21 protein-coding genes and 3 pseudogenes are annotated in these 23,075 nt (G+C 34.0%); 4 read left to right on the forward strand and 20 right to left on the reverse strand.

Annotated elements, in window-relative coordinates:
* Positions 1-187: 187 nt before the first annotated feature.
* A complete protein-coding gene (locus tag AC1M36_RS00270) occupies positions 188-1,096 on the reverse strand; it encodes a serine hydrolase domain-containing protein (protein WP_336451163.1) in 909 nt (302 codons plus the stop codon).
* Between the two features lie 210 nt (positions 1,097-1,306).
* On the opposite strand from AC1M36_RS00270, the gene AC1M36_RS00275 reads away from it, so the two are divergent.
* Positions 1,307-1,459 carry a DUF4021 domain-containing protein gene (locus AC1M36_RS00275; RefSeq protein WP_336451164.1) on the forward strand — a complete coding sequence of 51 codons (153 nt, stop codon included), beginning with the start codon at positions 1,307-1,309 and terminating at the stop codon, positions 1,457-1,459.
* Positions 1,460-1,493: 34 nt separating this feature from the next.
* On the opposite strand, the gene kynA is transcribed toward AC1M36_RS00275, so the two are convergent.
* From kynA to kynU, 3 genes are read right to left on the reverse strand one after another with little or no spacing between them, the layout of a single operon-like run.
* Complete coding sequence (gene kynA / locus AC1M36_RS00280) at positions 1,494-2,333, reverse strand: tryptophan 2,3-dioxygenase (RefSeq protein ID WP_336451165.1); 840 nt, start codon at positions 2,331-2,333, stop codon at positions 1,494-1,496.
* Between the two features lie 34 nt (positions 2,334-2,367).
* A complete protein-coding gene (gene kynB, locus AC1M36_RS00285) occupies positions 2,368-2,997 on the reverse strand; it encodes an arylformamidase (protein ID WP_336451166.1) in 630 nt (209 codons plus the stop codon).
* 3 nt (positions 2,998-3,000) lie between these two features.
* On the reverse strand, positions 3,001-4,287 hold the full coding sequence (kynU, locus tag AC1M36_RS00290) for a kynureninase (RefSeq protein WP_336451167.1): 1,287 nt from the start codon (positions 4,285-4,287) through the stop codon (positions 3,001-3,003).
* Positions 4,288-4,448: 161 nt separating this feature from the next.
* Between kynU and AC1M36_RS00295 the strand changes: the two genes are divergently transcribed.
* Positions 4,449-5,066: a TetR/AcrR family transcriptional regulator gene (locus AC1M36_RS00295; RefSeq protein ID WP_336451168.1), complete on the forward strand. Its 618-nt coding sequence runs from the start codon at positions 4,449-4,451 to the stop codon at positions 5,064-5,066.
* Between the two features lie 41 nt (positions 5,067-5,107).
* On the opposite strand, the gene AC1M36_RS00300 is transcribed toward AC1M36_RS00295, so the two are convergent.
* The 7 genes and pseudogenes from AC1M36_RS00300 to AC1M36_RS00330 all read right to left on the reverse strand — a co-directional run bounded on the left by AC1M36_RS00300 (position 5,108) and on the right by AC1M36_RS00330 (position 9,943).
* The gene (locus tag AC1M36_RS00300) at positions 5,108-5,545 is read right to left on the reverse strand and encodes an NUDIX domain-containing protein (RefSeq protein WP_336451169.1); all 438 of its coding nucleotides are present in this window, start codon (positions 5,543-5,545) and stop codon (positions 5,108-5,110) included.
* Positions 5,546-5,932: 387 nt separating this feature from the next.
* A pseudogene (locus tag AC1M36_RS00305) lies at positions 5,933-6,199 on the reverse strand (YxeA family protein); the annotation flags it as partial.
* A 192-nt stretch (positions 6,200-6,391) separates the two neighbouring features.
* A complete protein-coding gene (locus AC1M36_RS00310) occupies positions 6,392-6,865 on the reverse strand; it encodes a YbaK/EbsC family protein (protein ID WP_479845483.1) in 474 nt (157 codons plus the stop codon).
* Positions 6,866-6,999: 134 nt separating this feature from the next.
* Positions 7,000-7,854, reverse strand: coding sequence for a DMT family transporter (locus AC1M36_RS00315; protein WP_336451171.1), 855 nt, complete (start codon positions 7,852-7,854; stop codon positions 7,000-7,002).
* A gap of 353 nt (positions 7,855-8,207) precedes the next feature.
* Positions 8,208-8,570 (reverse strand): annotated as a pseudogene (locus tag AC1M36_RS00320) (RidA family protein); the annotation flags it as partial.
* A gap of 120 nt (positions 8,571-8,690) precedes the next feature.
* Complete coding sequence (locus AC1M36_RS00325; protein WP_479845484.1) at positions 8,691-9,467, reverse strand: PhzF family phenazine biosynthesis protein; 777 nt, start codon at positions 9,465-9,467, stop codon at positions 8,691-8,693.
* A gap of 56 nt (positions 9,468-9,523) precedes the next feature.
* Positions 9,524-9,943, reverse strand: a complete 420-nt coding sequence (locus AC1M36_RS00330; protein ID WP_336451173.1) for an acyl-CoA thioesterase — start codon at positions 9,941-9,943, stop codon at positions 9,524-9,526.
* Positions 9,944-10,312: 369 nt separating this feature from the next.
* Between AC1M36_RS00330 and pdxR the strand changes: the two are divergent.
* Positions 10,313-11,797, forward strand: a pseudogene (gene pdxR, locus AC1M36_RS00335) (MocR-like pyridoxine biosynthesis transcription factor PdxR).
* 454 nt (positions 11,798-12,251) lie between these two features.
* Here pdxR and AC1M36_RS00340 read toward each other — a convergent pair.
* The 4 genes from AC1M36_RS00340 to AC1M36_RS00355 form a co-directional block, all read right to left on the reverse strand.
* A complete protein-coding gene (locus tag AC1M36_RS00340; RefSeq protein WP_336451174.1) occupies positions 12,252-12,581 on the reverse strand; it encodes a TnsA endonuclease N-terminal domain-containing protein in 330 nt (109 codons plus the stop codon).
* Positions 12,582-12,861: 280 nt separating this feature from the next.
* Positions 12,862-14,316: an Msr family ABC-F type ribosomal protection protein gene (locus tag AC1M36_RS00345; RefSeq protein WP_336451175.1), complete on the reverse strand. Its 1,455-nt coding sequence runs from the start codon at positions 14,314-14,316 to the stop codon at positions 12,862-12,864.
* A gap of 398 nt (positions 14,317-14,714) precedes the next feature.
* Complete coding sequence (locus AC1M36_RS00350; RefSeq protein ID WP_135111488.1) at positions 14,715-14,759, reverse strand: erythromycin resistance leader peptide; 45 nt, start codon at positions 14,757-14,759, stop codon at positions 14,715-14,717.
* Positions 14,760-15,188: 429 nt separating this feature from the next.
* Positions 15,189-15,425 carry a DUF3977 family protein gene (locus AC1M36_RS00355; protein ID WP_336451176.1) on the reverse strand — a complete coding sequence of 79 codons (237 nt, stop codon included), beginning with the start codon at positions 15,423-15,425 and terminating at the stop codon, positions 15,189-15,191.
* Between the two features lie 186 nt (positions 15,426-15,611).
* On the opposite strand from AC1M36_RS00355, the gene AC1M36_RS00360 reads away from it, so the two are divergent.
* Positions 15,612-16,163 (forward strand): hypothetical protein, encoded by a 552-nt coding sequence (locus AC1M36_RS00360; protein WP_336451177.1) that lies wholly within the window; start codon positions 15,612-15,614, stop codon positions 16,161-16,163.
* 135 nt (positions 16,164-16,298) lie between these two features.
* Here AC1M36_RS00360 and AC1M36_RS00365 read toward each other — a convergent pair whose 3' ends face one another.
* From AC1M36_RS00365 to AC1M36_RS00385, 5 genes are all read right to left on the reverse strand, one after another.
* The gene (locus AC1M36_RS00365; protein WP_479845485.1) at positions 16,299-18,155 is read right to left on the reverse strand and encodes a sigma-54-dependent Fis family transcriptional regulator; all 1,857 of its coding nucleotides are present in this window, start codon (positions 18,153-18,155) and stop codon (positions 16,299-16,301) included.
* 353 nt (positions 18,156-18,508) lie between these two features.
* Positions 18,509-19,057 carry an N-acetyltransferase family protein gene (locus AC1M36_RS00370; protein WP_479845486.1) on the reverse strand — a complete coding sequence of 183 codons (549 nt, stop codon included), beginning with the start codon at positions 19,055-19,057 and terminating at the stop codon, positions 18,509-18,511.
* A gap of 232 nt (positions 19,058-19,289) precedes the next feature.
* Positions 19,290-20,123, reverse strand: coding sequence for an alpha/beta fold hydrolase (locus tag AC1M36_RS00375; RefSeq protein ID WP_479845487.1), 834 nt, complete (start codon positions 20,121-20,123; stop codon positions 19,290-19,292).
* Between the two features lie 347 nt (positions 20,124-20,470).
* Positions 20,471-21,850 (reverse strand): dihydrolipoyl dehydrogenase, encoded by a 1,380-nt coding sequence (gene lpdA, locus AC1M36_RS00380; RefSeq protein ID WP_479845488.1) that lies wholly within the window; start codon positions 21,848-21,850, stop codon positions 20,471-20,473.
* Positions 21,851-21,865: 15 nt separating this feature from the next.
* Entirely contained in the window at positions 21,866-23,071 is a 1,206-nt protein-coding gene (locus AC1M36_RS00385) for a dihydrolipoamide acetyltransferase family protein (protein WP_479845489.1), read from the reverse strand.
* Between the last annotated feature and the right edge of the window lie 4 nt (positions 23,072-23,075).

Below are 23,075 nucleotides of genomic sequence, written 5' to 3' on the forward strand. Positions count from 1 at the left end.
AATATACTGAACATCATCTTTACACTGTTTTCGTTCTATTTGTTTAAAATCAAATTATTTTTTGTTCGCATTCTTTATGAAACACATCGTTTTTGAATCTAAAGCAATAAAAAAATATGGTGGATTCACTTCATACATTCCCCCTTTTATTATCATTTAACTTTACATCAATATAAAAAACAAGAGTTTACGAAAACTCTTGTACATGCTCTATAAATAATTTCAGCGGTACTAGTCCACGCTTGGGCATTTGACTGCTTATAACAGCAACAAGCTCTAGTTGTGGCACAATGATAATATATTGTCCACCATATCCCATAGCAAAATACATACAATACGGTATGTGAAATCTTACGTTATCTATCACCCACCAATGATAACCGTATGCTCCAACATGTTCATATGTTAAAAAAAGATTCTTACTTGATTGTTCAATCCAACTTGAAGATATAACCTTTTCTCCATGCCAGTATCCATTTTGTAAACATAATAGTCCTAATTTTAATAAATCGTCCGCTTTCATTTTCATGCCGAATCCACCAACATAAATACCTTGTGGGTCTTGTTGCCACTCATATTCGGTAATTTGTAAAGGGTTAAATAGATATTCCTTTGCAAATTGTTCTGTTGTCTTTCCGGTTGCAATTTGTAGTATATAACTTAATAAATGTGAAGAACCTGAATTATAATTCATTTTCGTACCCATCTCTTCTATTAAAGGCTTCTGCAAAATATATTTTATCCAATCATCTGATTCCACAAAATCGTTTGGAAATACCACTCCATTTCCAAACTCTTTCCAATCTTCACCGGTTGTCATTGTCAGCAAGTGATAAATGGTTAATTCCTTCTTTTCTTTGGGTACATTTGGAATCCACTTTACTATAGGCGTATGTATATCATTTATATAACCTTTGTCTATTGCTATACCGATTAACATCGATACGATACTTTTCGTGATAGAGTTAATTTTATATAAATTGTCTGCACATTCTTTTGTTTTATAATAATTTGTCGTTAATTCACCTTTTTGGTATACGAGAAATGCATTCACTTTCTTTTTCATAAACATATTTTCTAACTTGTAAAAATCCAATATATGTTCCTCCAAATGCGTACTTTTTCTTGTTATTCTTTATTATTCTACTCAAATCCAATAAATATTTCTATTTATATATGCCTTCTTAGAAAAAGTGAACCTTTAACCAGTGGAGATTTCCCTCACCTCTCGCCTCACCACTTTGTTGTTCCATTATCATGAATATACATCTTACTATTTGCCATTCTATAAATGGAGGTGAGTGAAATGAAAAAACAATACGCTAAGGAAGTAAATGTAGATAAAAATGACTATAATACTGTTGGACTTGATCAAGATGAACAAGCTATGAACGGCCTATATGGAATGCCTGAAACAAATATTGAAGATAGAGCTAGAAAAAATAAAAACGAATTATAAAAAAATCAGCATCTCTTAGGAGATGCTGATTTTTTTATAATTTTGTCCGCACATTCCAAAGTTCAGGGAAAAAGCGTTGATCAAGAACGCGTTTTAAATACGATACTCCAGACGATCCACCCGTTCCCATTTTATGACCAATAATACGCTCTACTGTTTTCATATGACGGAATCGCCACTGTTGGAGCCAATCTTCAATATCGATTAATTTCTCCGCAAGTTGATATAAATCCCAATATTTTTTCACATCAGCATACACTTCTAACCATGCTGCTTCAACTGTCGCATCTTCTTCATAGGGCTGTGTAATATCACGATTTAATACATCTTTGCTAATTGGGAACCCTTCCTTTACAAGCGCCTGAATCGCAACATCGTATAGACTTGGTGAATGAAGAGCTTTATGCAAGCGAGCATGTAACTCTGGATCTTTTTCATAAATTTTTAATGCGTGCGGTGTTTTATAACCAAGTGCATATTCAATCATACGGTATTGATACGATTGAAATCCAGATGCTTGACCGAGTGAATCTCGAAACTCAATATATTCTGATGGTGTAAGCGTCGCAAGAATATCCCAAGATTGGATAATTTGCGATTGAATTTTTGAAACGCGCGCAAGCATTTTAAAAGCTGGTGCCAATCTTTCATTTTGAATCGATTCAATCGCTGCGCTCAGTTCATGTAAAATTAGCTTCATCCACAGCTCACTTGCTTGATGAATAATAATAAACAGCATTTCATCATGATGGTCGGAAAGCCTTTTTTGACTCCCTAGTAGACTATCTAATTGTAAATACTCTCCATATGTCATATTCTCTTTAAAATCTGTGTGGATTCCTTTTTCCATAATTACTTTTTCGTTTTCTTTCATAAGCTGAACATCCCCTCTATGCATTATGACTATTCTATAGTGGTCTTATTACCGCACGAACTGGACTACCATCTGCATCTGTCAATGCAAGCGGCAAGGCAATCAGTTCATAATCTCCGTCTTGTACGTGATCTAATACAACGTTTTCTAAAATATGAATACCGTGCTTAAATAGTTGATGATGCGCTGCTAATTCTTTATCATCGAGCGGATCTACAGAAGGTACATCTACTCCGATTAATCGAATGCCTTTTTCCGAAAGAAACGGCGCAATATCGGCACGTAAATATGGTATTGTTTTAGGAAATTGTTGTGCATTTCCATGTGAAGAGGTCCGTAGCAACAATCTCTCTACACCATCTAACACAAATCCCTCTAATTCTTTTGCGCCAATACTTTCCATACCTGATACATCAATGATTCGAGCTTTCCCAACATAGACATTAATATCTAAATCTAGTACCCTTTTTCCGTTGTTATCAAAATGGAATGGTGCATCAATATGCGTTCCTGTATGAATGCTCATCATTAACTTTCCAACATTGACAGATCCACTTTGTTCTTTTGACCACGAAACTTCATATAAAAATGGTGTATCTCCTGGCCATGTCGCAATGTTATTATTTAATGGCTGTGAAATATCAATCCAATCAGATTCTTTCATCGCTTAAGCCACAACCTCTCGCTTATTTTCAAATTTTTTATATTCTTCATCCTTCATGATTTTCTTTAAAATTTGCACAGACTTCCAAACCTCTTCATAAGTGTTGTATAAAGCAACTGGCGCAAGGCGAACTCCATTCGGTGCCCGAAAATCAGGAATTACTCCATTTGCTTTTAAAGCTTTACATATACGTGCAGCCTCTGGATGTTCTAAATAAATATGTCCCCCGCGCTTATCATCTTCTAATGGATTTCCAATTGTAAAACCCATACCCTTCAATTCATGATTGATTAAATTTAGCATATAGCGGGTAATGTGTAATGACTTTTCTCGTAATCTTTCAATGCCGGCTTCTTTGAAAATCTCAAGTGAACCGATTAGTGGCGCTGTACTTAACACGTGAGGTGTACCAATTTGATATGCTCCAGCATGTTCAGCTGCTGTTAATGTATGTTCCATATCAAATTGCTTATCTTTTCTAGAACTAAACCAACCAGAAAGTCCTGGCAGACGCTCAAAATGTTTCTTGTTTACATATAACCCTGCAACACCACCAGGGCCTGCATTTAAATATTTATAATTACACCATACTGCAAAATCAACATCCCATCCCTTGAAATCATGCGGAATTGAACCGATGGAATGGCATAAATCAAAACCAATATGGATACCACGTTTATGTGCTTCAGCAGTTAATCGCTTCATATCTAAAATTTGCCCACTACGATATAACACAGCTGGTAATAAAATTAACGCAATATCATCCGTCATCGCATCAATAATATCTTCCTCTTGAAGTGTTCTACCATCTCGGCTCTTTACTCGTACAAGATGTTCATCTGGATCTAACCCTTTTAAACGGATTTGACTTTGCAAAGCATAAATATCTGACGGAAACGTTAGTTCATCCGCAAGAATCTTTGTACGAATTCCTTTCGGTTCATAAAACGTCGCAATAACTTGATGAATATTCGTTGTCGTGGAACCGGTTACAATTACTTCTTCCGGCAAAGCACCAACAAGTGGAGCTGTTAATTCACCTAATCGCTCTGAAAGAAAGAACCAAGGATGTTCTCCCTCTGTCCATCCATCAATACCATACTCTTTCCATGAATCTAGCATAATAAGTAAAGATTTCTCTGCTCTTTTCGAAAGTAACCCGAGTGAATTTCCATCTAAATATATTGTATCTACTTTTTTATAAAATTCTTTTTGAAAATCAGCAAGATCGTCGTGTTTATCACATTCCATTGCATACTCATAAGACGGTTCAAATGGTTTTTGATACATTCTTTCACCTTCTCTTAATTTTCTTTTTATTCTAACTAGTTGAAATATACCATTATAACTGACATAACGTCAATGATATTATGTCAGTTGACTTTTAGTATTCACTTCTACTAGAATAAAGTTATATTTTCAGATATTTCAGTATAAAGGAGGTATTATTTATGGAAAAAGGTCTTCTTTCAACAAGACAACAGCGATCTATAGAAACGAGAAATAAGTTATTAAAATCCGCACGCGATGTTTTTTTAGAAAACGGCTTTCACAAAACAACAATCTCTCAAATTATTAAACATGCTGAAACTGGTTATGGTACGGCATATGTTTATTTTAAAAATAAAGATGAGCTCCTTATTGTCCTTATGGAAGATGTTATGAATCGTTTTTATCAAATTGCCGAACGTTCTTTTTTTCCTAAAACAAAAAAAGAAGCTCACAGTATGATACAAAATCAAGTGCGAGCTTTTTTACAATTAGCTGATGAAGAAAGAAACATTCTACAAGTCGTTGAAGAAGCTATTGGTACATCAAAGGAAGTTCGCAAAAAATGGAATGAAATCCGCGAACGTTTTATTAGCCGAATTATACAAGATATTACCTATTCTCAAAATAATGGATTAGCTAGAAAGGAATTAAATAAAGCAATCGTGGCACGCAGTTGGTTTTATATGAACGAAATGTTTCAGTGGGAGATCGTCCGAAATGAGGCCGGTGTAAATCTAGAGGAAGTTGTTTGTACATTAACAGAGATGTATACGACAGGTTTATATAAAAATGAATAGCACACTCTCGTCTCTATAAAGAAAGTGTGCTGTTCAATCGTTTATAGGAATATTTCTTCTGGGTATGGCAATGCTAGCTTTGGTTTTTCATGTGATGAAAAATATTGAAGTTTTAATGATTCTCCATCTATTGCCCTCAATTCTCCTTCCATTACTTCGCATTCAAACACAACAACGATATATTCCACCTGATCTCCATTTGAGTAGGTATGGCGAAATTCTTCTCCTCCATATACGCCTTTTATCCCTTTTATTTGTACTCGTAAACCTGTTTCCTCCCACACTTCGCGAACAACTGCTTCTTCTGGTGTTTCACCAGGTTCAATTGCCCCTGCAGGAAGACTCCAAAATTTTCCGCCGGGATATTGGAATAAGATCTCTCCTAACTCATTTTTTATGACCGCCGCTACACTTGGCATGAAAATAAGGCTAGATCCTAATTTTTCACGGATTTTTTTGTAGTATGTAGAAATTGGCATGTTCATTCTCCTTATATATTTTCTATTTATACAAATCTTTGTAAGTAATTCTTTTTTTATGTATGAATTCCTTCCTTAATAATTTTTATAAACTACTATGTAATGATTTACTTCATTATTGTACAACGACATGATTCTCTAAACTATTATGACAAGAAAGTCTAAACTATGAACAACTTAACATATACTTTCGTTTGAAAATAATCTATTCTCATTCATATTGTTTTATTTCTGGCTAAGTAGTTTAGAGTTTCTTGTCCTTTTATTGAGATATGAAAGTACCAAAAATGTTTATGATAATGGCTATCTATCAATGTGTGTTCATAACATTTTAGTTTAGACTTAAAAAACTACATCTTATATAGAATGTAGTTTTTATGGATATTTTCAATTCTCATTTATTTTTTCAAGTATATTTTCTGGAATACCTTCTTTTTTGATAACTGAAATATCATGCATTCTTGTATCGCTTCCTTTTTTCACTACCTTAATATATGTGCCTATCGGGAATTTATTATCTGACCCAAAACCTAAGTCAATTTTATTTAAATCCTTATCATATCCAATTAAATCATACGAATAATTAATTACATCCTTAGGGGCTTTAGGGTTTCTTTTAGCTTCTCCTTTTACTACACCGTATACATCTGTCTCACTTGTAAAAGGACTATAACGATCCTATTGTTCACAGCCAACCAATCCAATACTAAATAGCATAACTAACATTAATATGAAAAATCTTTTTTTCACTCTTATTCAATCCCTCTGTAATTTATATTCCTATGAAAATATCGTACAGACGTACATATTTGTAAGATTATCCGAAGATTCATCTAAGATCGGTTCTTAGTTTGCAAATCCCTTACAAACATCAATCCACTTTAAATATTTTGAGTATCTTTCTAGTTCTTCTATTGTTAATTCAATAGCACTATTTCCACTACCACAAGCAGGAAAGACAGTCATAAATCTTTGTAGTGATACATCCAAATACACTTCTACATCTTCATTTACAGCAAATGGGCAAACACCACCTATTGCGTGACCAATTAACTCTTCTACTTTGTTTGCATCAATCATCTTTGCTTTAACACCAAATTGTTCCTTATATTTACGATTATCAATTTTAGCATCACCTGCGGTTACTATTACTAAAACACGATCTTCTATTTGAAAAGATAAAGTCTTTGCGATTCTTTGAGGTTCACATTGCAACGCTTTTGCTGCTAATTCAACTGTTGCACTAGATTCTGTTACCTCTATAATTCTATCTTCCATACCATATTGTTTGAAATAGGAAATGACTTTTTCTAATGACATTTTACGATCCTTCCTTTTCATAAAATTTTTATTTATATTCATGCACATACATGCTTACTATCATCACTAATATTTCATAATTAAATCTTCCATTGTTCGTTTAGCTCTACTATTATTGTTCACTTTTAGCAATCTTATAAACTTGCTAAAATAGCCCCCAAAATAGTGATGAGACCGCCAACAACCGTGATGATAGATATCTGTTCTTGTAATAAAAGAACTCCTAGTAACACTGTCCATACTGGAAGTAAGTTAATATAAGGTGCAGCATGTCCTGCTCCAACTATTTTTACCCCTTTATTCCATGCGAAATAGGCAATTACAGATGCAAAAGTACTAACATAAATAATACAAACCCATGCACTTTTGGTTATATGAATCATATTTGTCTGTACAGTGCCCATACAACTTATTGCACTAAAAATTGTCCCGTAAAACGCTGCTCCAGCAGTCATTACTAGAGGGTCTATATTTCCCCCATACTTTTTCCCGAATACTGTATATAAACCCCAGGCGACACATGATAAAAGTATCTCAGCATCCCCAACAATCGAGTCTTCAATTGGATTTGAAGATTTCCCTCGAATTAAAACCATGACACCAACTATAGAAACCAGTGCACCAATCCATGCCTTTGTTTTAATCTTTTCTTTAAGAATAAAAGGCGTGAAAAGTAAAATCATAATGGGAATCCCTGCTGAAATCATTCCTGCTCTGGATGCGCTAATGGTTTGGAGTCCTAAATAATTTAAAGTTGAAAAGGCATATACACCTAAAAAACCTTGTATACTAAATTCTTTCCAATTTTTAAAGAGAGGCAATCTTTGCTTATTGAGCATTAACAAGCAAATAAGAATCATTGTAGAAATTGCCCATCGAATGGTGTTAAGTAATATTGGTGGTAATGCAGGCCCTAAAAAACGCCCACAAATGTAGTTTCCTGCCCACAGGAATGTCGCAAATATTAGTAATAGAATTCCTTTTTTCATACTTGCATCCCTTTCCTACCTTGTAAACAAAGAAAATTTGGACTTTGTTATATGAGTTAATACTATTGCTTTGTTCTTCTAGTGAAAAATTTCAATAAATCTTTACAAGAAAATAAAGATTGATATTTATAAAATGATTCATATTGCCACTGATCACTATTTGAAAGTTTAAGAGTTTTACATTTGTTTTGATTAACAATTAAATCATTCTTTTTATTCATATATTCTTCTCCATCTAATGCAAGTGTTATAATTGAAAGCTAAATTATAATACTTGCTAAATATCCTTATAATCTAGAAGTTAATTTTAGTATGTGTTAGTAATTTAAGGAAAAACTTCGTTTTTAATCCGCTTATTGGGCCTGAACTTCAAATATAGAATCAATTTCCACTGTGATATTCATGGGTAGCTGATTAACTCCAACTACCGTCCGGGCATGTTGACCTTTCACTCCAAAAATATCCTGTAACAATTTTGAAGTAGTATTAATAACGATATGTTGTTGATCGAAGTGAGCTTCACTATTCACAAAGGCTTGCAGTTTAATTACATTTACAATACGGTCTAAATCACCAATATAGTCTTTGACTGCTGCTAGCGTATTGATTATACAAATTGTTGCTGCTTCTTGTGCTTCTTCTACGGTTCTTTCTCCACCGACTTTTCCTGTATAAGCGGGTGTACCATCAATAAAAGGAGCTTGTCCTGAAACAAAAAGGGAATTCCCTAATTATTTGACAGGTACGTACAATGCTTTAGCAGGCGAAGTTTTCGGTAAAATAATACCAAGTTCTTCAATTCTTTGTTCTATTTTCATTTTCCATCCTCATTATCATTATATTCGAATGTTACCGATAGCATATACAACTGCTGTTCCAGCAATTTTTACTCTGTCTCCTTCATGTTTACAATATAGTGTTCCACCTCGGTCAGACAGTTGCCTTGCTACCATTTCATCTTTACCAAGACGTTGCGCCCAAAATGGGATGAAACTACAATGTGCTGAACCGCAAACTGAATCTTCATTTACATTTAGTTTTGGGAAAAAGACTCTGGAAACAAAATCATATTTAGCACTTCTGGCTGTAACTGATACGGCTAATCCTTCTGGTAACTCCTTCATTTTCGCAAAATCAGGAACTAGATTTCGAACATCCTCTTCATCTTCTAATACGAATATCAAATCTCTACCTAAGTAGCTTTCAACAGGTTTTATACCAATTGCTTCAACCATTTCATCTGTTAATGTAATTTTTTCAGGCATTCTGCTAGGGAAATCCAGCTCATAAATATCCTCTTTCTTTGTTACAACAAGCTCCCCGCTTTTTGTTAGAAATTTAATTTCTTCAATACCATTTTCATAATAATTTGCAATTACGTATGCTGCCGCTAAAGTTGCATGACCGCAAAGATCAATTTCTCCTCCAGGAGTAAACCATCTTAGTTTGTAGCCCTTCCCTTCTTTTACAGCATAAGCTGTTTCAGAAAGGTTATTTTCTATCGCAATTCTTTGCATCAACTCATTTGAAATCCACTCTTCCATGATACAGATTGCCGCAGGGTTTCCTTCAAATACGTTTTCTGCAAATGCGTCTACAACATAATATTTCATTGTATATACCTCCATATTGTCCTCTTTTATATTAAGATTAAATGATTGTGGTGTTATTATCTCAGCATCGGAACACCTTTAGGTGCCTCATTATGTTTCGAAAGTACGCGCCTTATTTCTTTGGGTAAAGGAATTGATTTTTGTGATTGAAAATTAAAATGAACTAAAATAACTTTACCTCTTGCAATCCAATTTTGATTTTTATCTTGTATAACATGTTCAACTTGAAAACTTGCATTACCAATTTCACTAATCCATGTATAAACAGTTATTTTTTGAGCATAAGCCGCCTCTCGAATAAAGTCGCATTGAGTTGAAGCAACAATTAAATTCCAGGATTCTATCTCTAGACTCGGATTAAAAATTTTAAAGAGTTCATTTCTTGCTTCTTCAAAGTACGTAAAATAATTTGCATTGTTTACATGTCCTAAAGAATCACATTCACTAAAACGTACAATAATATCTTGTTTAAACATAATATATCTCCTTATAAGCGTGGTAATCTAACAATCCCTGGCTACATAGAAAAATATTGAGTCAAAATTAAATATTTGCATGAATTTTAAAAATCGAGTATATTGCCTTTATACTATAAGACTCGTTTAGTTAACATTACTTAATAGGCTGTAAATATATAACGCTTTTGTGCTAAATGATTAAAACATCGTCACAGATGGGTATCTTTTTAAGCAAATACGTTTAACCTAATACTTATCAATAGAGCTATTACCTCCTTTCGTATTTTTAATTCTTCATTTCAAAAAATCCCTTGAACTACTTGTATCTTATATCGAAACCATATATAACACGCAACCACCTTCTATAACACTGAAAGGAGATTTAATATGCATTTTGAAATTCAACGTAACAGTGAAACTTCACTTTCCAAACAAATATATCTATCTATTGTCGATCAAATTCGTTCTGGCTTTCTACAAGAAGGAACACAATTACCTTCTATACGCACACTTACAAAACAATTGAAGGTGAGTCTAGTGACAGTAGCAAAAGCATATAAGAAACTCGAAGAAGATGGCTTTGTTACCTCCATTCAAGGAAAAGGATCCTTTGTTAATCCAGAAAGAAAAGAAGTTGTTAATCGGCAACCAAAAGTTTCTCCTTATAATTGGCAGCTATCAATTCAGGATTACTTACCTAGGTCTCAATTTTCTCGTTTTCATCATGTTCCAGAAATGATTCAATTATCATCTTCGATGATTGATCCAAGGCTATTTCCGAACCGTTTTTTAGAACAAGAAGTTCAAAAAATATTTGTTCATAATCCAAGAATTTTATCTCAATATGCAGAAGTTCAAGGAGATCTTGAACTCAGAGTTGAAATGGCTGCATATTTAAAAAGTATGGAAATTACTACAGTTCCAGAAAATATTTTAGTTACAAACGGTTCTCAACAAGGAATTGGTCTTATTGCTCGTACATTTATCGGGCCGGATGATGTGGTTATAATGGAGGCTCCTACTTACCCAGGAGCAATCGATGTTTTTCGTGGAAGAGGTGCACATTCCAATCGATAAAGATGGCATGAGGATAGATATCCTTCAGAGTTTATGCGATAAATATAAACCAAAGGTCATATATACAGTCCCCACTTTTCATAATCCAACAGGTATTGTCACGACCGCCAAAAAACGTAGACAAATTCTTAATATAGCTCAAAGTAGTAATAGCATAATTATAGAAGATGATCCATGGAGTGAAATTTACTTTAGTAAAAAACCACCCGCTCCTATAAAAAACTTAGATAATTCCGGTCATGTTATTTATTTGAAAGGATTAAGTAAAACATTTGCACCTGGTTGTAGAATTGGAGTTTTAGTTGCTTCTGGTTCCATATTTAATCGATTATTAGCAGCAAAAGCTAACGCAGACTTAGGCAGTCCTTTACTCACTCAAAAAATGATATTGCCGTTTATTAAATCAGAGAAATCAATGGAACATATAAAAAATTAAGAACCGCATTGAAATTACGAAGAGATCTAGTTTTAGATTTGTTGTCAAATCATGTTCCTTCTGAAGTTTCATGGTACATTCCTGAAGGAGGATTAAATCTTTGGATTAGTCTACCTGATTGGATAGATACAAATTCTATTCTTTTAGAAGCACAAAAGAAAAAAGTGACATTTTTGCCTGGTTCAGCTTGTTATCCTGTAGAACTAGAAAATCACCATATGAGATTAAGTTATTCTTACATGAGTGAGCAACAATTAAAAGATGGTGTTAAAATTTTATGTAGTATATTCCGTTCTTTCATTTCAGCGAAGAAATCTCACGACAATTCACCATTTTTTAACACCAAGTTAACATTATAAAATCCAAGTATTTTTAATTAACAGGAATATAATTTATCAATATATTTTGTAACAGGGACTTTTTATTAGTCCCTTTTGGTATATTAATTAAATATCATTAAAAGGTTAATGAACCAAAAAGATAGATAAGCCTGAGAAATAGCTTTATCTATCTTTTTTGGTAATTTAATTGAAAGTGTGTATATAAAATTACTACACCTATAACTAAAAGGACACGTCCAATGGATATTAATAATCTATTTGAGGGGATTTGAGTTGCTGTAATTAGTGAATTTAGTTGGGTTCTTTGTGTTCTATTATGTTTTAATATCTTCATAATTTGATATCTATCGGTATCGATTTATTTCTTTTGTTGTTTATTTCCTTTTACAAGTGTCTTTGAATTAGAAAGTAAAGTTCTATTTGCACGAATAACTCCTTCTGTTCTTATACGATGCTGGAATCCATATTCTGCTCACCAATATTTTTGAGTGAAAATCTGATTTATTACCTTTTGTTTAATCAAATCTGAGGAATATTTAATTTCTATAAATTCTTCACTTCCATCGGAATATTTTACCCACATATCGACAATAGAAGTCACTGATTTTCCATTTATACATGCAGTCATTACTAAAGGTTGTTCACAAAAATTTATAATTTTTGGGTTTGATTCTACCATTAACCAATGTTCGTATTCTAAATCACTGAATAAAAAAACTTCTCTTTGTAATTTAGAGCTATACGTTACCCACCTATTATTCCCGTACTTCTTACTAACATTAGTAACTAGCGGTTTATACATCAACTTCCCCCTTGTATTATTAATTCATCTAAAGGCCTGAATTTTAGGAATTTTATACTTTCGTGTCTTTAGTTTAAAAATTTTAGACATTCTTGTCCACTACAAAAAACAAAAAAGTACCTACAAAACAAGTTGTAAGTACAGCTAAATCAATATTTTTTTGCTTTAAATTTAGTTTAGAATTTCATGTCTTTTTACAATTATGCAATCTATTGAAATACTCACAACAAATAAGCCACCAAGGTTGTCTCAGTAGCTTATTTAGAAATCAACTAAAAAATCAAACTCGAATTAACTTTCCTGCATCAATTTTATATTGCAGTTCTGCTACATGATTGATAAAGGTTTGATCATGAGATACAAATACGATTGTTCCTTCATATGCGGCCATAAACCGTTCCAAAGCCTCAATCGCATAAATATCTAAAAAATTGGTCGGTTCGTCTAACAATAAAATGTTATATTCCCCTAAGAACAGCTGACAAAGCTGAAGACGAATTGCTTCTCCCCCGCTTAATGATTTCACACTCTTTATTATATCTGTGCCAACAAACTGCATCGAGTGTAAAACACTTCGTAAAAATCCATCATCATATTCCGAGCGATTTTTGACAAATTGTAATACCGTTTCGTCACTTGTAAATTGATAACTCATTTGAGTAAAATAACCAATTTTTGCTTTTGGCGAAATAGTTAAACCTGCACCTTGATTCGCAATGTGTTGAAGCAACGTACTTTTTCCACTACCATTTGCACCAGTAATCGCTATTTTTTTACCGAGAGGAAGTTGGAAACTCACTCCATTCAATAACACTTTGTCCTGTACTTGAAGAGTTAGTCGGTCTGCCATAATTGGGAACTTATTATGCAGTTCACTCGCCTTTGATTGGCGGAACACAATTTTCCGTTCCTCCTGTACAGCTTCAATTTTTTGCAGCCTTTCCATTCTTTGTTCAATCGCTTTTGCTGCGCGATATATTGCTTTTTGGCTCGTGCCTTTCGATTTCGATTCAAACATACGATTCGCTTTCGCCTTTGATTCTTTCTTTGACATATTTCCCGCTTGCGCGATTTTGTTAGCCTTTTTTATTTTTTCCTGCGCCGCTTTTTCAAGTCGATTTTTTTCTTTTATAAATTGCTCGTGAGCTTGCTTCTGTTGTTCTCGTTCTAACTGTTTCTGCATCGTATATTCACTATAATTCCCGGAATATACATGTACTTTACCTTCATCTACTTCCCAAATCGTTGTGACAAGTTCATCGAGAACAGCACGGTCATGACTAATCAAAACAAGCGCTCCATAATAATATCGCAGTTCATCAAGCAAAAATGAAATGCCCTCCTGATCCAAATGTGTTGTCGGTTCATCAATAAGCAATGCCTCGTGATAATGTGTAAACAGTTGTGCAAGCTTTAATCTTGTTTGCTCTCCACCACTTAACCCATTCGTATTTTTCGGAATAGCTAATCTTCCGAGTAACACTGCATCAGCTTCGCTAGTGGTAGGAGCTTCAAGTTGTTCAAAATAACCAGATTCTACATGAAACTTTACTACACCACTTGTGGGTTCAATTTTACCAGCAAGTAACTTTAATAACGTACTTTTTCCAACGCCGTTCTTTCCCACAATACCGATGCGGTCAAATTGATGTATAGCTAATCGTTCCATTTTCAATACTTCTTTATCTAAATATGTCACTTCGACATTCTCTAATTCAAAACATAATTTTTCCATGTTCGCTACCTCCGAAATTTTGTTATTTCGTATCGATAGCTAGGATCGATACGAGCTTCGCTTACTTAGCTCGTATCAATAGAAGAGTAACATCATCATATAAAGCCCCCCAATCATATAAAATGACAACAAAAAATCACAGACAATCTGACTGTGATTCAGAGTAAAGGGAATTTAATCCATCCTTTAAGAGGGAATCTAAATAAAAGTAACGATTACCAAATAAATTCCCTTTATTGTTAAACACAAAAAAGAAAATTTATATAAAAATAAAGAAAGGCAGAACCATCCACCTTTCTTCATCGTACATAATTGTATTGGAAATGAAGTTTATTAAAAAAGGACAGACTACTCCCGTTTACTCTGCATATACAAACAGAGTCTTTGAACGTATTCAATTACTGGTTCAAAGTTGGGAAACGTAATTTCATTGCGTGTGTCATTTTTTAATAATCCTCCTTAAAAACTTAATAGTATAATAATTATTATAGGGTTTCTTTTACAAATAGTCAAAGTAAACAATTTTTTGCCAACTAAAATGATAATGTTTTAAAGAAATATTACAATGACAAAAAACAGAATCTGTGTTAACACCTTCTGAACTAACTTATTGGATAACGGAAAAATTTCAAATTGATCGAGTATTATATGAGCGTACTGTAGCAATATGTAATGAGAAGCGCATTGCTTACTAGAAAATAAACGTTACCAACATATAATTGGTAACGTTTATCGCCCCTTAAGTTGCTAAACCTATACAACATACTTTTTTTGAATTATCCTCCAGCTATAAGCGGTGTATCTCATTACAATGATTGCTAATAAAAATATCACAATTCTTATAAACAAGCATCCCCTTTCCCTATTTATGATCATTTACTCACAATTCCCAAAATAAACTTATACTCATTTCGCTTCTTTTGTACTTTCTTAAACCCTTCTTTAGAATCTAAAATGAAACAAGTTTTTCGAAACCAAATCCGTACATATAGGGATTCAAAGTAGATAGGTTTCGCAACTCCTTTTTGCTCATACTCAGTTCCATCTACCCGCTCTGTTTCTGTTCGAACTAGCCATTTATTTCCGATACCAACTTCTATGTACTTCACGTATAACTCTCCTTCTTCATTGCTTTTAGGAAATTTTTTTAAACATTCTACTATTTCCTTGGTAAGCGCAAGTTTTGACATATTCCTCTTTGTTTCTGCTTTACTAAAGTTAGAGAAAGGGAAAAGTTTTATAATGCCGAATAATTCAAAAGTGAGTAAGTATTTCTTAAGAAAGGTATATGAGTTATGAATCATCAGTTTACTAGTCTATTAAGTGAAATGATTTTTATAGAAAGACAAAATAAACTTCTAAATCCAGATGTTGTTCTTTACCACCCTGGTCATTACGCTGAATTAAATGAGCAAATCATTACATTATTTCATCAAGAAGGCTTTAAGAAGCTCATGATTCCAAGTATATATAATAGATTTTTAAATGAAAATGAGTTTATCTTTCATAAAGAAATACTAGTAAAATCAGGAATTCCTGAGGAACTAGTATTTCCAATAACAGGAGAGGCTCATACAGCTAATGATGTTATTAAAAACGCCATGCTTCATCTTTCAAAAATAGCTATAAACCAAAATATTTTATTAGCAGGTAAAAGCTTTTTTATGAAAAGGTTCTTACTTATAGCTACTGCATTTGCTACTAGTGATATGGTGATAGATGTTCTTCCGTTACAAGATCATAGAAATATTACAAAAGATACATGGCACCTAACCGATATAGGTAGAAAAAGGATTTTGAATGAGTATCACATGATCTCCCAATTCCTTCAGCAAAATTACATTTGAAATACATCTTTGTTACCATAATTTATTTCCATATATGGCATCCTATTATTGTTTACTATTTCCCCGGTAAGCGCATATTCCGACAGAACGCGCACTAACATATAAAAGAAGCAGATTGATAGAAACCTGCTTCTTTTATAACTGAAATCGCTGCATTCGTTTATAAAATGTACTGCGCGGGACATCTAATAGTTTTGCTGCAAGTGATACATTTCCCTTTGTTTTTTGAAGTACTTCAATCATTCCGTCTCGCTGTATTTTTTCCCGGAAGGTTAGTGTATGCTTATGCTCAATCTCTTTTTTTTCTCTTAGTTCAAGACTCTTTTGATTTACATTCATTGTTTGTAACAAGAAAGAAATTTGCTTTTCACATATTTCCCGCCCTTGTGAAAGAATGTATATGCGCTCTAACACATTTAACAATTCACGAATATTCCCTGGCCATTCATGTTGTAGAAACTGATTACATATGCTAGTTGGGAATTGAACATCCCAGTCTTTCTTTTTACAAAAATCTTGAATAAAATAGGGAATATCCTCTTTTCTTTCACATAAAGAAGGTACATAAATCGGATATACATGTAACCGGTAATATAAGTCTTGACGAAAAATCCCTTCCTCTACTAGCTGCAGTAAATCACGGTGCGTTGCCGTAATGACACGAATATCTACTGCCACTTCTTTCGTGCTTCCAATCGGTGTTACTTTACGCTCTTGTAAAACCCGCAATAGAGCTACCTGCATTTCCGGGGGAACTTCTCCTATTTCATCAAGAAAAATCGTTCCACCATTCGCTTGTTCAAACTTCCCTTTATATCCTTGGCGGCGTGCCCCTGTAAAGGCTCCTTCTACATAACCAAACAATTCACTCTCCATCAATTCTTTTGGTAATGCTCCGCAATTAACAGCTACAAACGGTCCATTTTTCCTTGTACTGTTTTCATGAATTGCTTTGGCAACATACTCTTTCCCGACCCCAGTTTCCCCGCAAACATAGACACTTGCATCCGTCTGCGAAACGAGTTTAATTTCTTCTAACGTACGCTGGAACGAATCACTTATTCCAACAACCCCTGGGAAATGTACTGCCTTTTGCATTTGAAAAGAGTGGTGCTTTTTTTGGAATTGATTTTCTGATAGGTATATACATTTCCCGATCATCCTATCATTATTATATACAGGTACCTCCATCCTACTTCGAAATCCGTACTGTAATAAATCATTTACTTTCATCCGTGACCAATTAGAAACGTGTTCCCGAACTGGTTTACTTGCCGAAATGACAACTTGTCGATGATTACAAATGACTAAAGACTCCTCACTCTCAATTACATCTAAAAAACGGTGAATTAATTCTAATTCATGTTGATGCACACGAATGCTACATTCACGCTCAATTGCATGTGCAATGGATGTTACCATGCCAAACATATATGGATGTGAAAATTCAATCGGGCACGAAAAATCAAGGACACCAATTAATTTCCCATCGTCATTACGAATGGGTGCGGCTGCACAGCTCCAGCTATGAGACGCGACAGAATAATGTTCTGTACCACTTATCATAATTGCTTCTTCTATCGCAAGCGCTGTACCAATTGCATTCGTCCCAACAGCCGCTTCGGTCCAGTTCACACCTTCGATAAAATTAATATGATTTGCCTGTTTTAATGTCTTTTTATTTCCTGTTATGGAAAGTACATATCCATCAGGATCGATTAAGAGTGCCATCATCTGTAAGTCATGAATTGTTTTTTGCATATTTTGCAAATGCGGTAAAGCGATATCAAGGAAAATTTCACTTTTTTGTTTTTGTTCATCAAACGTATCTGAAGTTAAAATATTCTGACCTTTATTCATATGCGGATTGACATTCGCTTGTTTACAGCGATGCCATGATTCTGAAATTCTTTTATTTATTCTAGCAGAATCAAGAACACCTTCATCAACAAATTTTTTCCAAGTATGTAAGTAAAACGGTGAAGCTAACATTCTATCATCTCCCTTTTTATTATTTTGGAGATTCTTTTTTAGGAGTTCATGCGAGGAAATATAATTTTATTATAAAACTCCATAAAAACGTTTTCAATAAAATGAGGAAGATGACACAAACATGTTAACAATTCGAATATTTTAATGAACACTTTTATATTTTCTAAATAACACTACATTTTGTACAACAGAGCTCACCGTTATACAAACCCATAACCATTTCATCGGATAATTGTCCATAAAAAAGATTGTACTTGCTATAATGAACAACATAGTAGACACGATACTTATATAAAACCTGATTTTAAGTTGCAAGGTTCTCACTCCTTTACATCTATATGTAATTTTATAAACTATTCCCCGTGAAATCTCCCCATAATGATAGTATTATAATATTGACCATCAGCAAGCCTTTTATCATTTTTTAATATCCCTTCAATTTCAAATCCTAACTTTTTATACAGTTTAATAGCTTTCTCATTTATTTCCAACACATTCAAAGTAATCTTTTTAATTCCATTGGTGTCAGCCCAAGAAATAGACTTTTGTAAAAGATTTTTACCAATCCCATGTCCCCAAAACTCTTTTAATACACATACTCCAAACTCTATTTTATGAGAGAATCTCTTTAAATACACTCCTTCGCATCTTGAAAACCCGACGATTTGATCATTCACTACAGCAACTAAAAATAAGTTCCTCGGACTTTCAGTATCCTTTTTTATAATTTCTTTAAACCCTGGTATATCTATGAATGCCTCTCCTTTTTCTCTATCCATATTTTCAGTCTCGCCATCAATCTGTAATCTTAAATCAGATAAATCTTTTGCATCTTTTTCAAGTGCGGATCTAACAGTATAATTGATCCCATTTACATAAAATTCTTGTTTGTTAATTATCATGGTACACTCCTTTGATATGAAGTTGATTTAAAGAATACAACAAGTAAAAATCTTTGTAATTCACAACAATTCTAGCCAAATAACCTACCCTAATTTATTGCCATAGGATATTTTTCGTATGGTAAATATCGGTAACATCAGTCTATCATAGATTACTTGACAATCTATAATACAGTGCATTTTTTACACATTCTTCTCCTCGAAATATCCTTAAAAAGGTGACCTTATTGATTTAACGAATCTTCTGTTTCTTTTCATACGGATTCTCTGTTCGTTTCATCCATTCCCCTACTAAACTCTCAAATAGCTCAGGTTGTTCAATTTGTAAATTATGACCAGCCATATCTAAAACAGCAAATGTTGCTCTTGGATACTCTTCAATAGTCTCCAATAAATCTTGATATCCTACAACTATATCCTGCCTCCCAGCAAGTAAAAGAACTGGTTTTTCATATTTTTGTCCATCTGTATTGAATGATAATGTATAATTGCATTGCAACATTTCCACAAACTCTGTATTAGCCACGGTAAGGCCTGATTTGATTTCTCTTTTATATCGGTTGTATGTATATTCATTTGCTATCACTGCTAACTCACAAAACTCGTTTTTTTCATCCGATGAAAGTTTATTTAAAAATTCATCATCACTTATAATCCTATTATATTTTGGAACTGTTCTCGCTTTATGATTTGCAATTATAACAGGGCATATGAGTAATAAACCATCAATTCGCTGAGACATTTTCGAAAGTATTGCTCTAGACAAATATCCGCCATATGATTCTCCTACGAGTAAAAAATTTTCATCAGGAATAATCTTTTCGATAAATAAAATCAAGATATCTAATAAAATATCTGAACTATTTATACAATTAGGGGCCGTCGATTTTCCCATACCCGGTAAATCAATAAAAATGCGCTTATAGCCTGCATGTTTCTGAAACACTGATTCCATACATCCCATCATCAACCTATGATCGACAGAACATCCGTGTAAGAGAATTACAGGTTTTCCCTCACCAATTATTTCATAATATATTTGTGCATCTTTAATATGGCATATCATAAAAAATCCTCCTTATTTTAAAAACAGAATCTTTTCTATTCCATTTCTTCATTCAACTCACAATATACTTTACATGTCTGATTTTCAATCAATAAAGTTTCAACATATTAGTTCAAGGACTTGCTATATTAATACTTTTCCAGAAGATATCTTTGTATCTATCTACTAGAATATACGTTCTTATTATATAGCACCCAGCCAATAACTGACAACTTTGATTTTTCAGATCGCAATGTTTTCACTTACAAATAAACAGTCTATATCGATGCCAAGTTATTTTGCAATTTGGTCATACAATAAAAAAGAACAAGTTTAATATCAAACTTGTTCTTTTCCACCTATATTCTTCACGCATGCACAGCATGCCCTATCGCCTGTAACACCGCTTCATGAATTGCTTCCGATAACGTCGGATGCGCTGCGATAAAATCTCTCATGATATCAGCTGTTACTTCCGTATGAAGCATGACAGTTCCTTGTCCAATCAATTCTGTTGCATGGGGTCCAACAATAGAGATTCCAATGATTTCTTGATATTTCGGTTCAACAATTACTTTCACTTTTCCAATTTGTTCTCCTAAAATAAGCGCTTTTCCGTTTGCGTTAAATGGAAATTCGCCAACGAGAATATCTCCATATTGATTACGTGCACCTTTTTCAGTTAAACCAACACTTGCGATTTCTGGTGCTGTATAGATGCACCGCGGTACTGCGTGATAATTCACTTTCGCTTCTTCACCACACGCATGTAGTGCAGCTGTAGCTCCTTCATGGAAAGCGACATGAGCAAGCTGGGTTCCACCAATAATATCACCTGCTGCGTAAATGTGTGAAACGTTCGTCTGCATGTGTTCATTTACAGGAATGCCTTTACTCGAAAATTCTATTCCTGCTGTTTCAAGCCCCAATTCATTCACACGTGGTTTTCTACCAACTGAAACAAGAACATACTCTGGATCTAGTTCATGAGAGCCATCCTTATTTTCAAACAATGCTTGTTTCTTATGATTATTCAAACCTTTCAAGCTTGTTTCAGTAAAAATTTGAACACCATCACTCTCTAGTTTTTCTCTTAAAATACTTGCGATATCTTCATCTTCACCAGGCAAAATTTGCGATGCCATTTCAACAATTGTTACTTTTGTCCCAAGCCTACTATAAATACTAGCAAACTCACATCCTATTACTCCGCCACCAACAATGAGTAAGGATGCTGGTATATGATCAAGGGACATCGTATGACTGCTATTCAAAATCCAGTTCCCATCGAACGGTGCAAATGGCAATTCAGTAGGCTCTGATCCAGATGCGATAATAAATTGATTTGCATCTACAGCTTCTTCTTTGTTACCCTGTATAATTTGTAAACGATGATCCGTTTGAAAGCGAGCTTTTCCTTTTATCACTTTAATTTTATTTTTCTTCATTAAATATTGAATACCTTGTACAAGCTGTGTAACGATTTTCTGTTTCCGATTTTGCATTTGTTGCCAATCAATTAAAATATCATTTTGAGGAAGTCTTACTCCAAATTCCTTTGCATGTTTCACTATATCGTGTACTTCTGCACTTTCTAACAACGATTTTGTCGGCATACACCCTACGTTTAAACATGTACCACCAAGCGCATCTTCTTCAATGAGAACAACTTCTTTCCCGTTTTGAGCAGCAGTAATTGCTGCTACATATCCAGCTGGGCCCCCGCCAATTACAGCTAATTTACTCATTCTCTCACCTTCTTTTTATAAAAGAATTGTTATCGGCTCTTCTAAATATTGTTTAATCGTACGCAGTAATGCAGCGGCTGGCGCACCATCTAATACACGATGATCAAATGTTAAGCTTAACGGTAAAATGCTGCCTTTTTGTAATTCTTCTCCTTTATATACAGGTACATGTTCAATTACGCCTATACCTAAAATTCCTGTCTCAGGTGTATTAAGTACCGGTGTAAAATATTCAATTCCATACGCACCTAAGTTACTAATTGTAAATGTTGTACCTTGCATATCATCACTACTTAATGTACCTTCTCTCGCTTTTGATGCAACCACTTTGATTTCTTTCGATAATTGCACAAGTGATAAATTGTTCGCAAAACGAATCGCTGGGACAACCAAGCCATTTTCTAATGCAACTGCCATACCTAAATGAACATGTTCAAATTGATGGATAGTATCATCGATATACGCACTATTCATACCTTTATGTTCTAATAGTGCTAAAACAACAGTGCGAGAAACAAAATCTGTAATTGTTAATTTATTTTCATAACGTTTTTGCATGCTATCAGCCAGCTGTTTATGTAATGCAACTAAATCCGTAACGTCCACTTTCATCGTTAATGTTAATTGCGCGCTGTTTTGTAAACTTGCATGCATACGGCTCGCAATTGCTTTCCGCATCCCTACAACAGGTATTTGCTTACTTTGTTCTTGCGCGGTCGCTTTTGAGAGTATATTTTTTTCTTCTAACGCTTTTAACACATCAACTTTCGTAATTCTTCCTCCAGGTCCTGTCCCTATTAATTTCGTAATATCAAGCTTTTCAGCTCTCGCCATCTTTTTAGCTACTGGAGAAATTTTAATTCTTTGTTTTGTTTCTTCTTTCGCATATGGTTCTGGGCGTTGTACATTTTTAGCAAGTGTTTCTATTTTAAGTGCTGTTTTTTCTGAAATAGATTGTTCTTCATGCTGTGGTAATGCTTCATTTGGTTTACCGATATAACAAATAACAGTACCAGGAGGAACGCCTTGATCCTCTTCTATAGCTATGTCTAAAACAGTACCATCTGCCGGAGCTTCGATTTCCATTTCAATCTTTTCGGAGTTAATACTTGCAATTGATTCACCTTTTGTCACATGATCGCCCGTTTTTATGTTCCAAGCAGTGACAATTCCTTCTTTCATTGCCATTCCTAGTTTCGGCATTACAACTTCAACAGCCATACCT

Source organism: Bacillus sp. Medicinal_06 (genome assembly GCF_056711665.1).